Origin of the sequence: Halobacteriovorax sp. JY17 (assembly GCF_002753895.1) — a bacterium.
In the GTDB taxonomy this organism is placed as follows: Bacteria; Bdellovibrionota; Bacteriovoracia; order Bacteriovoracales; family Bacteriovoracaceae; genus Halobacteriovorax.
In genome coordinates this window covers 1,126,515-1,141,562 of the sequence record NZ_NJER01000001.1, presented here as the reverse complement: position 1 = coordinate 1,141,562, position 15,048 = coordinate 1,126,515, and the positions used below count along the sequence as shown (strand labels likewise).

Sequence of the window (15,048 nt, the reverse complement as noted above, 5' to 3'; positions counted from 1 at the left end):
ATCGTCATTTTAAGCTCAAAGTTTACTAGGAACTTACCTTTATAGTGAATATTTTTAATGGGTTGGTAGCACTTTTGTCAGGTATTATTTTTAAGAAATGTTAAAAAAAGTCTTAAGTATATCTGATCGTCTCCGAATAGTTTTATGAAACAAAGGTCACAACGACTGTTTCATTAAAATTCATCTATAGCAGTATGCTTATTGATCCTCACGGTACGGTGATCAAGTCTTAGAAAGGACGGACTAACAAGGAGGAATCATATGGGTTTGCGTATTGCAACTAACACAACTTCACTATCAGCTCAAAGAACTTTGGGTGTTAACAATGGTGAACAGGCCAAGACTTTAAACAAATTATCTTCTGGAACAAGAATTGTAAGATCAGCTGATGATGCTGCAGGTTTAGCGATCTCTGAAAAGATGAAAGCTCAAATCAAGTCTACAAATCAAGCAGAAAGAAACGCTAACGATGGTATCTCAATGATCCAAACTGCAGAAGGCGGTTTATCAGAGATTGGTAACATCCTAGTAAGAATGAGAGAACTTTCAGTTCAATCAGCATCGGACACAGTTGGTGATGCGGAGAGAAAGTTTACTGATTTAGAATATCAAAATTTAAAGCAAGAAATGGAACGTATTTCTCAAGTAACTGAATTTAACGGTAAGAAGCTATTAAATGGTGCTGGAGATAAGTATGACTTCCAAATCGGTATTAACAACGATGAATTCCAGGATAGAATTTCATTTGATACACAAGTACTGAACTCTTCAATCTCAAATATGGGAGTAGACGGGTTATCAGTATCTTCTAAAGATGATGCTCAGACAGGGCTTGAGTCATTAGATACAGCGATTCAAATGGTTTCTGGACAAAGAGCGGAGCTAGGTGCGAAGCAGAACAGACTAAGTTCTACTATCAATAACCTACAAATTAGTTCTGAGAACTTAAATGCTGCAAACTCTCGAATTAGAGACACTGACTTTGCTGCAGAGACTGCTAAGAATACTAAACTTAATATTCTTACAAATGCTGGTACTTCGGTTCTTGCACAGTCTAACTCTCAAGGACAAGCAGCTCTTAAGCTTATCGGTTAATTAGATTTTTAAAATTTAAATACCTGCATACCGGCCTCACGAATGTGAGGCCTTTTTTATTATGCTATTGCTAATTTTCATGTAAAATATTTATATCAATTAACAAAAGTTCTTATAGTTATGGCAGTAGATAATCTAAAATTTAAAAAATTTATCTCTCTTAGGCGAAAGCTTATGGTTGCCATTCTACTTGCTTCTTCTGTCATTACGTTATTTACAACAGCACTTCAGTATTACATTGAATATAAGAGAGATTTAGCTTACTTGAATCAAACCTTGACTCATATTGGAGGTTCAAATTCTACGTCCTTGTCGAGATCTTTATGGAACTTAGATGATTTACAGATTCAAGTACAGCTGGACTCCATTTTAAAACTTCGAGATATTGTAGGAGTTGCTATTTATGATGAAGATGGACAGATCTATTATCAAAATACTGAAGCAGAATATAAAATGCTTGATAAATTCTCTGCAAAGTTCCCTCTCTTTTTAAAAGAGAATAAATATTCTCATCAACTTGGAGAGCTTGTTATTTGGGCGACAAAAGCTCATATTAATGAAAATTTAATCTCGAAGCTAATTAACTTCTTTCTGGCCCAATTTGTTAAGACTCTAATGGTGATTTTAGCGATGCTCTATCTCTTTAGAATTTTGGTGACAAAGCATCTCGATTATATTGTTAATTTCTTAAAGAAGGCAGATCTTAACTCACTAAATATTGAGAGGCTTTCCTTAAAGAAGGGAAGTCCAGATATTGATGAATTAGATTATGTGAAAGACTCAATTAATAATATGTTAGAGAGAGTTGAGAGAGCAAACTTTGAAACAAATGAGAAAATTCAAAGACAAGAACGTGAGATTCAGCTTCAAAAATCCGCTTCAATAAATTCTGCTAGACTTGCCAGTCTAGGGGAGATGGCCGCAAATATTGCTCATGAAATTAATAATCCACTTACAGTTCTATCATTTAGTGGAAAGAAAATCCTTCACCTCTTACGTGATGATGAATTAGACCGAGATCGATTGAAGCACTTTGGGAGTATGATAAATAGGACTGTTGAGAGAATGACTAAGACGATTACTTCTTTGAAGAGGTTATCAAGAGATACTGCTGGAGAGAAGTTTGAGACTGTTGTAATTTATGATTTAATTGAAAGACTACTTGATCTTTGTCAAATGTCTCTCAATGAAAAGGGAATAGATATTACTACAGAGTTTATAGGTTTTGATTTTTCGACTGAGATTCAATGTCAGGAAGTTAAGATCACTCAGGTTATAATAAATCTTTTAAATAATGCTCGCGACGAAATAAAGGGAATGGACAAGCCTTGGATTAAGTTAATTGTAGTGAAAGGTGATGATTTAATAAGCTTTTCTGTCGTAGACTGTGGGGGAGGGATTCCTGGAGAAATTCAAGAGAAAATGTTCGAACCTTTTTTTACGACGAAGGATATTGGTGAGGGAACAGGACTTGGATTAAGTATTTCTTCTTCAACAGCTAAAGAACATAATGGAAGACTTTTTATAGATAACTCAAAAGAAAATACAACAATCACTCTTGAGTTTCCAACAAATCTCTAGTCTACTGGAGTGACTTTTATACCGGCCTTTTTTAAGAGTTTGGTAAAAATACCATCATCATTCTTCATAGTACCTGTGAAACTCCCATCATAGACGGAGCCCACACCACACATGGGAGACTTGCTCTTTAATAGGGCTTCAGTTGCTCCTGACATTTGTGTAATTAGAAAGGCCTCATCTGCACCTCTACTATACTCAAAAGTGACATCTCTACCATTGATTGTGAGTACCTTCTCTTCTACAGCTTCAGCAGGCTCTCTGGGGGTACTAAGGCCTCCAAGTTGCTCAGGGCACACAGGGATAGCTTCTCCGCGTTTAACCATTTCAACAATGTCTTCACGCCTCTTATTATCTCCGTCGTATCTACAATTTAGTCCGGCGAGACAGGCGCTTACGATTACTTTTTTAGTCATAAATCATTATAGCATAGAGATGAAAAAAGGCCCTGATTAGGGCCTAGGTTTGAATTATTTACTTTGTAAGTAGCTCTCGACCCAAGGAACTTCAAGTCTTTTGATTACTTCCTTATCAAAGCTTTGCTTTTGAGCGTAGGAAGCGATTCCTCTAGACTTAACTCTTTGATTCTTTTTGATCGAGCTTGTTAGTGCCATATTAGAGAATAGTGTTGTCTTAAATAGAGTCTTTAGTCCAGTACCATTAGCTGAAATCTTATCCCTAGTTTTAATGTGAGTCATTAAGTTCTCATAAACATAGTAGTTTGAACTTGAACCAGTTTCACATAATTCACTTAGTTCACTATAGGTCTTTGCTAGGTGAATATTAATAGCATTTGAAATTGATTTTCTCGTCTCTGTTGCACTAAGTTTTTCTTTAATTGCCACATCAATAACTCGTGGTCTAACACTACTTTTAGAGACAGGTAGGTAGAACTCTGGATAACTTGCCATGAAACTTGTATTTTCCATCATCGCCATATCCGTAAAAGGGAGCTTATATTCTCTCTTACTTGAAGGAGTAGATGAATTCTCATTGTAGGTTAGATAGCTTGAATGAAAACTAGGACAGTGATTAATCTCTAGTCCCACTGTTTCATTAGAAGCAAAAGGTCTTAGAGATTGATATTGAGAGTAGAGAGTAAGAAAGTATAATCTCTTATTGTTATATTGATTTAGACCATCATCTCTTTCTTGTTCAGTTTGAACAGAAGCTGGACCTCTGCTTCGCTTAGATTTATAAGAGAATTTCTCATTTACTTGGACTTCTGGAACAAGATTTGTATTCATGCTACGAGACTGGTAGCGACTAATCTTTTCATCAAAAGACTCTGGCTTCTTATATGAATAGCCTGATGAACATGAGGCTAAAAATAGTGAGAGAGAGCCAAGTGTAAGTGCAGTAGTTAAATTTGTTTTACTAAACATGGAAGATCACTCCTTAATCAAGATATTCCTATACCACTTATCGGGAGTTTTTCAGGGAATTTGAATAATTTAGAGATCTAAATTATATCCACAAAAATAAGCGAATAAATTTCCGAATTAATTTTCAGGAAGCTCTAGAAATAGCCCATTGTCATTGAGTTTTTCTACTGTTACTGATTTTGTCGGATACTTTCTGATTGCGTACTGGATGGAATTGGTCAGGTTAAATCGTCTGAGGTTTCTTACTGTCTGATAAACTCTCTCTGGAAAAATAATTCCACCTGAAACTGATAGGTCAGTAAGTTCACTCTTTTTTATGACTGTTTGAAGAAGAATATTTTTTAATTGATAAATTTTTAATTTAATACCAAGTCTCTCTGCTTGAGCTAGTGCTTTGATCGCAATATTTACAACATATGGCGAAGCCTGACTGGTTCCATTTGTTGCAAGGTATCCTTGTCTTGGAATAGTGCTTCTAATGGCCATTCCTGGGGCGAAGAGGTCTACAGTCTTCTTTCCAAAGTTTGAAAAATAGGCCATTTCTTTAAAATCAAATGAGGCTCCAATTGAGAGTGAGTTCTCTAGTCTAATAGCGCTTGGAAAGTGAATATACTCATCGGAGTTATTCTTCTTATTGCCGGCGGAGAAAACGAAGAGTGTATTAGGGTGCTTACTTAAAATTCGTGTAGACTTCTCTATGAGCTCTTTCATAAAGGTAGTGGTTCTTGCAAATGACTCCTTAGAGTTCATCTCTTTTCCAAATTGATCTTTATAATAATTTTCCATACGCTCTTGAATACCTTCAAAGCTTTGACCAAATGATCCATTTACGACAGAGGCCTTTGATGCTGCGTAATCTACTCCAAGCTGAAATTTATTAAGTTGCCACTTAAGAAAACTCTTCCAATAATTTTCAAGATGTCTTTGCCCAGCAAATGTACTATTAGTATTTAAGGCCTCAAACTCTGGAGCTTTCGCTGGACCAGACTTCGCGTCACCTAGATAGGTGACAGAGAAGATTTTTATATCACTAGAGTTAATTTCCTGTGGAAGATCTTCGCTATTGGCGGCTATTCCTGCCACATGGGTTCCGTGCATCCAAGAAACAAAATCCTTTCTTCTATCCGAGAGATCAGAGTCTTTCTTTAATTTATTATATTCTCTTGTTTCTTCTTCTGTAATTGTTCCAAGGGAGTTCTTCGCTCTTAGGTGATAGTATCTTTCGATATCAGTTGTTAAGTAGATCTCTCTAGAGAAATCAAAAGTAGAATTTGTCATAGTGACAAAGTTCCAACCTAGAATATCGTCTATGTAGCCATTTTGATCGTCGTCGTAACCGTTAAGTCTCTCATCTAAATTTCTATAGATATTTTCCTCAAGCTCACTATGAGTGTGATCAACTCCGTTGTCTAAAATTGCGGCAGTTGCGCTGTACGAATTCATTGAGAATAAATAGAGAGGTATTAGCAGTAAAATTTTCATGGAAGAAATATGGCAAGCTCGCTAGATTAAGTCATTGTGCGTTGCCGTAAGGAATTGATTCTACGTTAAGAAATCTTTTAAAGTACAGACAATAGGGAAGTGATCGGAAGGGAGTTGGTATCTCTCGTACAGAGATGTTGGGCGAGGAAAAGGGGCACCCTCCTCGTTCTTATAATTATAGAGGCCACTGCGTTTTGGGTCTACCTTAGAGTGGAGCATCTTTGGAAGAAAAATATAATCGAGTTGGTGACCAAGGTCATTTCCCTGCTTATCGAAAATGTGGATGCTGACTCTCGCTTCTTTAGGCTCATTGATGACTTCTAGAACATCTTCTAAATCTGTTGTCTCATAGAGGTTTGTAAATTCAGAATCAGTCTCATCTCTACAGGCCTTCCCATTAAAGTCTCCCAGAAGAATGATTGGAACTTTTTGATGGTAGCGCTTATTTAAAACTTTATAAGTTTCAATTAATTGTTTGAACTCTGCCTTTCTTCTAAGTCTTCCTCCAAAGTCAATTCCCTCTTTATCGAGCTGACTCTTTAAGTGAACACCGAGAAGAATGAGAGATGGCTTTTCACTGTCACCTTTAAAAATTCGAAGCTCGGCAATATCTCTTGAAGGGAGATGTGAAGGGTAGACTCTCTTTTTTCCCATACTCATTTGATAGTAGTTTTCTTTTTCTTCATGAGGGTAGTTAAAGTTTAAAGGTCGTCTCTTATGAGTGAGATGTTTAAAAGTATAATCCGTACCTTTCTTTATTAAGTACGCAAGCTCAATTCCACGCTCTGAATTGCCTGGCATGAGTGAGTAGAGGTATTCATTTTCTAGATGAACTTCAACAAAGTTCTGAAGTGAGTCCTCTCCACCAACTTCGCAGAGAAAAATAATATCACTATCGATATCTCTAATCGCCTTGGCAAGCCTTTCAACTTTATCTTTTGATTTTTCATACTTGTAGAGAGCGTAAGACTCTTCTTTACTATAAGGAGGAAGGAAGAGGTTTTCTACGTTAAATGAACATATGGAAAATTCTTTCTTCTTCAATCGCAGCTCCAACCAAACGCTAGAGTTTCATACTTTCTAGATTTCTTATTCCAAATAATTTTACAGTAACTTCCTTGGTATAAGTGTTTTACTGGTGAGAGGGCGAGAAGCTCTCTTGTCACTTCTTCTGAGCAGCCAATTTCACTTGGGTAGTTTTGAACTTTAGGAGTGTCTTCAATGCGAATTTCACCACTGGCGAGAATTCTGAGACCGTAGTAAAAGCCTTCATTCTCTCGTATATAAATGAGATCATCACCATCGATGAGAATAGGAGCATCCCCTCTGATCACGCTTCTCACTCTCTTTGATTTTCTATCTATCATAAGAGCGTTTGGAACAAAGAGATCTTTTTCTTTTTTCAGAGTATTTAAATTTTTAGAGAAAACTTCAATCAACTTCATCGATTCAATCTTCTCTTTATTATGAGCTTTACAGGATGAGTCCCAGAGAATGAGGTCTTGATTCTTTTCTGCAATCTGGCGTCCCCAAACGGGAAGAAGTGCCCCGTATGAGGCCGTAAAGGAGCGCATTTTGCTGATCTTATTCTTATCAGCTGACTTGGCAATTCCCAGTAGCTGATGTCTTATAATTCCAATTTTCTTTGAACACTGAGAGTTCGACGGACAGCCTAAGTTCTCATGTTCCGCCATATAGGGAAGGAACTTAACCTCTGTGGCGTAGGTACTTAATATGATAAGAGTTAAAAGCTTGAGCATAGAATAATTTTAACGGCGCTTGCGGAGAGCGTCTACATTAAAAAAGTGATTATTTACAATATGTATGATGATTCCATCTGTAACCTTCTAAGAATCTTACAAATCCATTATCATTGGCATCATCGTAATCGAGGTTAGAGTCAGTAATAGACCACATCTTACTGTCTTCTAGAGAGCCATTTTGAAAGTAATTCCCAGTATTAGGTTCTGCGTAGAAGTAGCCAAATGCTGCTCCACCTCTAATTTCGCCAGAACCACAATAAGCAGAACCTAGAGCTCTCACTTTAGAGTAGGCAGTAGAGTTTAGCTTTATTTCACCAGTCTCAGGAATAAAGTCAGAATCTTCTAGACCGCCACCTGGCTGATCTTCTCCCATTCCGTCTCCTGAAACGAATTTATTGAAGTAAACATTTAAATCTGTTCCAGAAGGTAGTTTACACGTTCTCTTTGTGTCTGTACTTGTCGAGTCGCTTCCTGGGTCTGGAGCGAAGCCACTACAGCAGAGCCCCGGGGCATCAGTCTCTTCACCTAAGTTAAGACAACACATGAATTCGTTGTCTGACCATACTTGAGTTTGAATAATTCCATCTGCGTTGACAACACGGTCTCCAGGGTTCGCTTCGGTGTCTAGTGCAGACATATCGTATGCTTGAGATATTGTTCTCCCATTGGCATTTTGTACATTATTGTAATCAAAAGAATTTGCATCGAACCCAGCTCTTGTTTTTTGATTATAAATCCCACCAACAAGTTTACTCTTATCTGAATTACAGTAGAGTGGCTCATACACAATTTGAGGTATTCCAAGAAGTTCAAGACGCCCAAGCTTTGTAAGGTAGTAGAGATCATTTCCTGGACTCATTGGTTCTTCTCCAGGATTTTGGAAGTTCTGATTTAAGAACGTTATATTAAGTCCAGCGTAATCAAAGTTGTTACTGTCATCAGCGTCGTCTGCAGCTCCTGATTGTTCAGGAGAAATTCTTACGTCTAGAGCTATTTTTCCATTAACTTCTCGTAAGCAATATGAGTTTTCGAGTTGCAGGCCACCATCACAAGTAATAGGCACCTTTGGAGACAATAGGTTTACAGTTGTTGAAGAACCATCTTTAACTCTAACTGCGGCAATGTTTTGAATAAGACCCAACGATGAATCGTCTAGAACTGAGATGTATGCGGGAATAATCATTCTAATTGCTAAATGAAAATCACTATTATGAAAGTAGTTATAAGGACCTTCACTTGAAAGGTTCTCTGCATGTCTAAGTGGAGTAGGCATATATGGAATATTTGAACTCAGTCCATTAACTTGTAGAAGAGTACCACTACTAGGGTTTTCATCAGGTAGAGTTGTTAAGGTGAGGCTTCCCGCCGCTCCTGCTGCTGATGGAGTGAGTACTTCAAATTCATTTGATTTAAAGATAGGTCTTTGAATACAACCACCGTTGTCAGCAGGTGATTGGCAAAGTTTTGAGAAGTCACCATAATAGTTTTCACTGTTAATGGATAAATCAGCTTCAGGGTTATTCGTAAATTGAAGCTTCGATTGTGTATTTAAACAGCTAAAGTCATTTGGATTAATATTCAGTCTACTTGAATTTCCCCAATCATTTGTACCGTCAGCAAACTTTCTAACCCATCCACGACCACAGCAAGTTCTTTGAGCTGTATCGTTAATTGTCTTCCACTGGAAAGCCTTTGGGGCAGCAGCAGTAGCAACGATAGGAGCTTGATCAATCGCAGTATCTGTAATTATTGCACTTGTAATAGCTGCCGTAAGATTATCTTGAGCGGTGACAATAGAGTAGCGTGAGTATCTTCCGTTGGCAGATGGACCATTTTGTGGATATCTCGTAACTGTCAGTTCTGATCCTACGTTATTGCTTGAAACATTACTTGGAACAAGAGAAGTCGGACCTTCGGTAAACATTGTAAGCGTTGCGCCCGTTTCGCGGCAACATCTATTCTGAGACATATCGTAAGAGTTAAAATTGTCACTATTAAAGCTTGGCTTCTTTTGAGCCTGACCACAAATAAGTCCTTCTTGCCAGAATTTATGTTCTGCTTCTGTATCACCAAAGTGAGACTGATCATAGAAGAGCGCCGTCTCTGCGTGAAGTTTTCCTGGTCCACAATCTAAATTAGTTTGGCAAATTGCGCCTGCTTTTCTTAGACAAGCATTTTGCACAACTCTTGGATCTACTAAAGAAGGAAGAGCTCCCAGATCTAGTGCTTCAATTTCAAAGAAGACAGATTGAGGTGTCCCGTTGATTGTTGAGACAGACTCACCACCACACATATTTTGCTCATTCACATCTTCTATTTGTGGAGAGTTTACATAATCTCCATCAGTATCAAATACTGGACATGCCCTAGCTCTTAGAGTTCCATTCGTTGCGGTAGAATCACAAGAAGATATCTGGCTAATATAGTCAGTTCTTCCTAGGCTATCTTTACTTTGTTGCATCTGTTCTTGTGTTGCCTGTGTAATATCTTTTCCAGGTCTACAAACGCCAATATCATTTAGACGAACATCGGCTTCATTGTTAGAAAAATAGGCTGCCATATTATGCTTTATTTGATTTAAAACAATACTCTCTGGTGGAGTGCTAATATTAAACTTTAATGTTCCATCAGGGTTTACAGAGAGGTTAGACTCAAGCGACTGAGTTCCATTGCCACCTAAGTAATACATCGGTCTACCTAGGACATCGGCTTCTTGTCCAAAGAGGATATTTGAAATGAGGTTAGGAGTTCTAACTACTTCTGAATTAAATTCAGATTCATCCATTTTGGCACAGTAGAAGTTAGGAGCACATTGAAATAATTTTGAAGCAGCTCCCAGATCTGTTCTAGAGCTTGAGCACACAGAACCTGAACCTCTGTAAACACATCGCTTTGAAGATGCCGAAGCGGCTTGAACACCAAAAATAATTTGATTAAAAGAGAGGGATTCGTTTTCTTGTCCCGCTTGTTCGTCAGCATTTAAGTTAAATTTTGGCCACTTTGATTTATGCTGATTTACATCCGCACAAACATATTCCCAACCTAATTTGGTGACGCAGTCACTATCAACTTGGCATTGGTGGGCCTCTTGGCAAGAGGCACCTTGGTTTTGTCTTGAATCATTTAATTCTAGGTTAGGGTCGTAATCGTAATCCGCAGCCGTTCCGCCACCTTGATCTGTTACAACATTCACAAGAAGATCAGTTTTATCTGCAAGATCTGCGTAGGCTCCATTAATAGCAAGATAGAGTTTATTAGAAGTAGAAGTGACTCTTCTTCCTTTTCCAATGGCAAACCAATTGACTCCATTGAAAGAACCAATGAGTGCACCTTGGTTAAAACCATACCAATCTCTTTGGTATCCGTTAACGTAGAGAGCTGATTGAGTGATAAGCCTATTCATTCTCTGAGTCTTTAAATTATTATTTGGATTATGAGAGAATGGAATCATTGTTGGAGGAAGCCAGCACGCTCTACCAAAGATCGTATCTTCATAGTTTCCTGCATTCGTATTATTGTCGTAAGCATCTCTTGAAGTAGAGTGTCCTACGGCCTGGAGTCCTGTTCCATTATATGAAGGCGGACGTGATTTAAAAGTTGAGAACCACGCATCGTCAGCACATTGCGGACAAGGAGTGTAGTAACCACTATTTACTGAAATGACATAGACTTGATCAAATTCAATATCTAATTTCTTGGCAGGTACTGCTCCTGTTAATTGAACATTCATTGGCCCTAGAATTGCGTTCATACTAAATTGAGTCGGTGTAGGATCGGTTTTTCCTGACGTATCAGTGTAGGAAAAACTTTGTCCTTCTTGAACTATAGAAGCACTGTCAATTTTAGTTAAGTCATCCCAAAGTTTTCCTGTTGTATCAAAGAATCTATGAGGAACACTTCTTACAGGAACGGGCTCATTAGTGTATTGAACTGGAGTAGGGTCACTTGGCGGAGGTGGAATTTTACAAATAATTTCTACAATTTCATCGTTTGTATTTAAAACAGGCTTTAAACCAAAGTCCGGACATTTCACTTCTCTTTCTGCACCAACAGCTTCACAACCACACTGATCCCAAACATCATTCTTTATTGTGTCATAAGCGGCATCATCAAATGTAGGTTCGCAGGCAGAGTAGTCCGCTCCTTCCGTATTTTCTGCACCCGTAAGGCAATTATATTGCTTAAGGAGGGCCTGGAATCTTTCATCTGCTCCTGGATTTGGATCGGTGATTACTGGATCTTGTGGCTCAGGTCTAACTATATTTGGACAAATAAAGTAAACATTTGGCCACTTTAAAAAATTCAGAGGATCAGTTTCAACTTCAGCTTTTGCCTGAAGAAACTCTGTACTTAAAGGATCTACATTTGGCTTCACAGAAGCATCATTAACACATTGTCCTTCTAGGCAACAGTTAAACCCTTTGGCAATACATTCGCTATTGCTACAACTACTCACAGGATCTGTTGCCGTATTAGTAGGATTAATTCTAAGATTAGTTGTAGCAAGTCCTGTTAGAGAAGGATCTACTTTTGTTCCATCATTAATTGAAAGAGAAGAGTATTCATATAAACTAATATTACTTGTGGTGAATGCACTCGTACAATTTGGACAAATCGTTGTGGGCGAAAAACCTGGGTTTGGTGCTCTCGTGATGTCAACTTCTCCGTTTACATCTAATACACTAACAGGGCCTGCACATTGAGTGGAGTTAACTGACTCGTCAATCAAGTCTATTCTAAGAAGTCTTTCAATACTCTTAGTCGTAAAGTTTGTAATGACGATAGGAACCGCTCTTACGTTGAGTGTATTCTTAGTCACAGTATTATCTTGGTAACTTCCTACTAGACAATATTTCTTCGCAGCATTGCTCTCTGTATTTAAAAAATTATGAATAGTTTTACCGCGTAGGTAGGCGACTGTTTGAACATTTTGATTAACGGTAATTGTTCCTTCAATTTTTTGACCATTGAAGAACCAATAAGCATTTAATGTTTCACCACTATTAGAATCATCAACGTCATCAGTGGTTGCCCCTTGATTTGCTGTCGCAGTCTTTCTCTTTCCACCACTTCCCGCATCAACACAAGACACAAGTGTGAAGGCGAATAGTAAAATGAGAATGTTGAAAATTCTTTTAAAGTTCATATTGAAGCTCTACTCCTCAGTATCTATTCGGGTATTTATGAGCTTTGTTTAAAAAAAGACTTAATTTCTTAGGGCTAGGAAAAATAGTCTTTTCTCTATTTTACGACAGTAACAGAGTGAAAAGGTAGATTAAGAAGGAAAGAAAATGACCTATCTAACTCTTTGTAATTAAAGGTTAAAATGGGGTGAATAAGAGATATTGTTTCTGCTAGATAAAATTGGCCATAATAGTCGCCAATTTTACTTGTCTATGGCCGTCTAGTTTCCAAAATTATAGTAACCAGATGAAGCGTAGCCGTTTAAAGGATTAGATACCCCGTAGCCGTTGAACATACTGGTGCTCCAGTATTGTGGATTATTCATCATATACATATAGTTCTTCTGTTGAATCGCCATCTGTGTTTGATAAGGAAGGTTATTCTTAAAAGCAGAATTTTGTAAGTAGAGTGGGAGACCATTGTTAAGCAGTGATGTTCCTGCTGACTTTAAAACCATTGTCCCAATTCCCGTCTTTTTCTTATACTCCATCTCGCCAGATAAACGATTATACTTAGTGGTATAAGTTCTTCTGAACTCTTTTTGTTCTTCAGAAGGAGTTCTAACGATTAGATTTCTTAGATCGTTCTTGGCAAATGTACATAAACTTTGAAGGTTTGGTATAGAGCTATCAGTATTTTTTGCGGAAGTTTGAGCCGTCGCGGCTGCCGCTTGTCTAGCCTTTGTTAATATTGGACTACACTGCTGATTTACGCCACTAAGGATTTCTTCCGTTTCTTTCTTACCAGAGAGGTTCCATTCAATATTATCTAAGTTTGTAAGAAAATTTTCATTATCTCCAAACACAAGGTTTGTTACTTTAGCATCACTGCCAATACAACTTCCCTTATATTCTCCAAGAGTGTCGGCACAGTACTCTTTAGCGGTAGCAGCGGCATACTTAACAAGATTGCCGTACTTATTATTTGAAGAGGCCCTTGCCTTTTGTAAATCCGCATCTACCTGTGTGATCTCGCTATCTAACTTGCTCTTCTTGGAAGCAAGACCTTCTTCTGTTCCACTGTTCGCATTTAGTTTATCAACACAGTTCCAAAGAGATTCTGCAAAGCCCGAGTGAGAGAGAGGTTTTAAACTGCTGCAGATCGCTTTCATCTGCTTGAACTTCTCTTCATCTGAAATGGGACTGCTCCCAAGTAGGTCTAGTGTTTTCAATTCTTTCTGCGCTATATTCTTTACTATATTTTTAGCATTGAACTTACTTACTTCGGCATTCTTTCTAAGACTTTCTTCAACTTCTTCTCCGCTTCCACTTGTCTTCTTATAATCAAGATCATTTATTTTGTTAAAGAAGTTTGCAATAGATTTCTCTCCACTGCAATCAACTTGAATTCCAAATTGCTTCTTGGTAAAGCATTTCTTCGCACTTTCAAATTCATCTTCCATTTTCTTAATGCTATCTACACTATACTTATCAGTAGAAGACATGGTTCTTTTTTGAAAAGGTTTATCTGAAAAATTTTTAATCGAAGGATTAATAGTATTTACTTTGAAGAAATTTGATAGATTTTCAGTATCAAATAAACCATCTTTCTCATTCTTTTCTAGTAGGGAAGAGAGAAGAATTGTTCTTTCAGAATTTAAGTTCTCTATACTAACATGTTTTGTTATTTGTTCTCGTTGTATCTTCTTTAAAGCTTCATCACCTATACCATTATCTTTAGTCTTTGATGTATAGTAGGCCTTAAAGAAGTTATTTGTAACATCTCCAACCATGTCTTGATTGGTTTGAGTAAAGAGAGTGATTAAGGCCTTCTCCTGAACATCAGTAAAGTTAGTACAAGGATCCTCAGAGTTTCCTTTTAAACCTAATTCTTGACATCTTTCTTTGATGAATCCGTAGGCATTCCCATCTGATAATACTCTAAATTTTTCAACATTATCTTTTGCATTAATCCATTCTTCACTTCCTTTTAAGCCTTCATCGCTTGTATCTAAGAAACCATCTTTTTCTAAAATGGCTGAGATACTACTAGTGATCGAAGTGAGAATATAATTACTAATAATTTGTTTTTGAGTTTCTTGAACGGCAGTCTTTGTATCCATATTCTTAGAGTAGAATGAGTTTGGATTTGTCGGATTTAATCTCTTTTCAAAATCTTCCCTCTGCTTATGAATATTTGAAAAAGTATCTAAAATAGATTTCTGGGCCTCAAGAGAAGCTTTCTTTATTTCAAGATTTCTAAGTGTAGTAGGTACGTTATTTAGAGTGATCGTTTCATCAAAAACACTTTTTTCTAGAACTTTAAGAGCTTTCTTAGATTCTATACACCTAGGACTTTCCTCTTTGGCAAGAGCGCTTATTCCCTGAGAACAGGTAGCAAGTACGATAAATGAATAGAATAAATTCTTAATACTCATATAATTCTTTCCTCAAGAAACCCTATATTCCTATTATGGCTTATCGGTTTTAAATTTAAAAACTTTAGTGAAACGATCGGGTAAGTGGGGCGCTATTTCAGGATGTTAGGTAAATTAGCCGCAAAGTGAGTCGCCATAGAATATTGGCAAGAGAAGTTTTTTATGTAGGTAATAATAGAAAATG

The 15,048-nt window shown here is 37.4% G+C and carries 9 protein-coding genes; 2 read left to right on the top strand and 7 right to left on the bottom strand.

What is annotated here, in order from left to right:
• Positions 1 to 261 precede the first annotated feature (261 nt).
• Positions 262 to 1,095, top strand: coding sequence for a flagellin (locus CES88_RS05085; RefSeq protein WP_290731879.1), 834 nt, complete (start codon positions 262 to 264; stop codon positions 1,093 to 1,095).
• A gap of 120 nt (positions 1,096 to 1,215) precedes the next feature.
• Positions 1,216 to 2,676: an ATP-binding protein gene (locus tag CES88_RS05080; protein WP_290731876.1), complete on the top strand. Its 1,461-nt coding sequence runs from the start codon at positions 1,216 to 1,218 to the stop codon at positions 2,674 to 2,676.
• Here the strand turns inward: CES88_RS05080 and CES88_RS05075 are convergent.
• The 7 genes from CES88_RS05075 to CES88_RS05045 all read right to left on the bottom strand — a co-directional run bounded on the left by CES88_RS05075 (position 2,673) and on the right by CES88_RS05045 (position 14,864).
• Positions 2,673 to 3,089, bottom strand: a complete 417-nt coding sequence (locus CES88_RS05075) for a DUF523 domain-containing protein (RefSeq protein ID WP_290731873.1) — start codon at positions 3,087 to 3,089, stop codon at positions 2,673 to 2,675. The two genes, CES88_RS05080 and CES88_RS05075, sit on opposite strands and share 4 nt — an antisense overlap.
• Before the next feature lie 54 nt (positions 3,090 to 3,143).
• Positions 3,144 to 4,058 (bottom strand): hypothetical protein, encoded by a 915-nt coding sequence (locus tag CES88_RS05070; protein ID WP_290731870.1) that lies wholly within the window; start codon positions 4,056 to 4,058, stop codon positions 3,144 to 3,146.
• Between the two features lie 117 nt (positions 4,059 to 4,175).
• The gene (locus tag CES88_RS05065; protein WP_290731868.1) at positions 4,176 to 5,501 is read right to left on the bottom strand and encodes a S8 family serine peptidase; all 1,326 of its coding nucleotides are present in this window, start codon (positions 5,499 to 5,501) and stop codon (positions 4,176 to 4,178) included.
• 99 nt (positions 5,502 to 5,600) lie between these two features.
• Positions 5,601 to 6,584 (bottom strand): endonuclease/exonuclease/phosphatase family protein, encoded by a 984-nt coding sequence (locus CES88_RS05060; RefSeq protein ID WP_290731867.1) that lies wholly within the window; start codon positions 6,582 to 6,584, stop codon positions 5,601 to 5,603.
• Positions 6,581 to 7,300, bottom strand: coding sequence for a hypothetical protein (locus CES88_RS05055; protein ID WP_290731863.1), 720 nt, complete (start codon positions 7,298 to 7,300; stop codon positions 6,581 to 6,583). The genes CES88_RS05060 and CES88_RS05055 overlap by 4 nt, the downstream gene beginning before the upstream one ends.
• A 49-nt stretch (positions 7,301 to 7,349) precedes the next feature.
• Complete coding sequence (locus CES88_RS05050) at positions 7,350 to 12,449, bottom strand: hypothetical protein (protein ID WP_290731859.1); 5,100 nt, start codon at positions 12,447 to 12,449, stop codon at positions 7,350 to 7,352.
• 258 nt (positions 12,450 to 12,707) lie between these two features.
• Positions 12,708 to 14,864 (bottom strand): hypothetical protein, encoded by a 2,157-nt coding sequence (locus CES88_RS05045; RefSeq protein ID WP_290731856.1) that lies wholly within the window; start codon positions 14,862 to 14,864, stop codon positions 12,708 to 12,710.
• Positions 14,865 to 15,048: the final 184 nt, after the last annotated feature.

Coding starts and splice junctions, on each gene's coding strand:
- CES88_RS05045 (WP_290731856.1), bottom strand. CDS start 14,864: ATGAGTATTAAGAATTTATTCTATTCATTTATCGTACTTGCTACCTGT.
- CES88_RS05075 (WP_290731873.1), bottom strand. CDS start 3,089: ATGACTAAAAAAGTAATCGTAAGCGCCTGTCTCGCCGGACTAAATTGT.
- CES88_RS05065 (WP_290731868.1), bottom strand. CDS start 5,501: ATGAATTCGTACAGCGCAACTGCCGCAATTTTAGACAACGGAGTTGAT.
- CES88_RS05085 (WP_290731879.1), top strand. CDS start 262: ATGGGTTTGCGTATTGCAACTAACACAACTTCACTATCAGCTCAAAGA.
- CES88_RS05080 (WP_290731876.1), top strand. CDS start 1,216: ATGGCAGTAGATAATCTAAAATTTAAAAAATTTATCTCTCTTAGGCGA.
- CES88_RS05050 (WP_290731859.1), bottom strand. CDS start 12,449: ATGAACTTTAAAAGAATTTTCAACATTCTCATTTTACTATTCGCCTTC.
- CES88_RS05070 (WP_290731870.1), bottom strand. CDS start 4,058: ATGTTTAGTAAAACAAATTTAACTACTGCACTTACACTTGGCTCTCTC.
- CES88_RS05055 (WP_290731863.1), bottom strand. CDS start 7,300: ATGCTCAAGCTTTTAACTCTTATCATATTAAGTACCTACGCCACAGAG.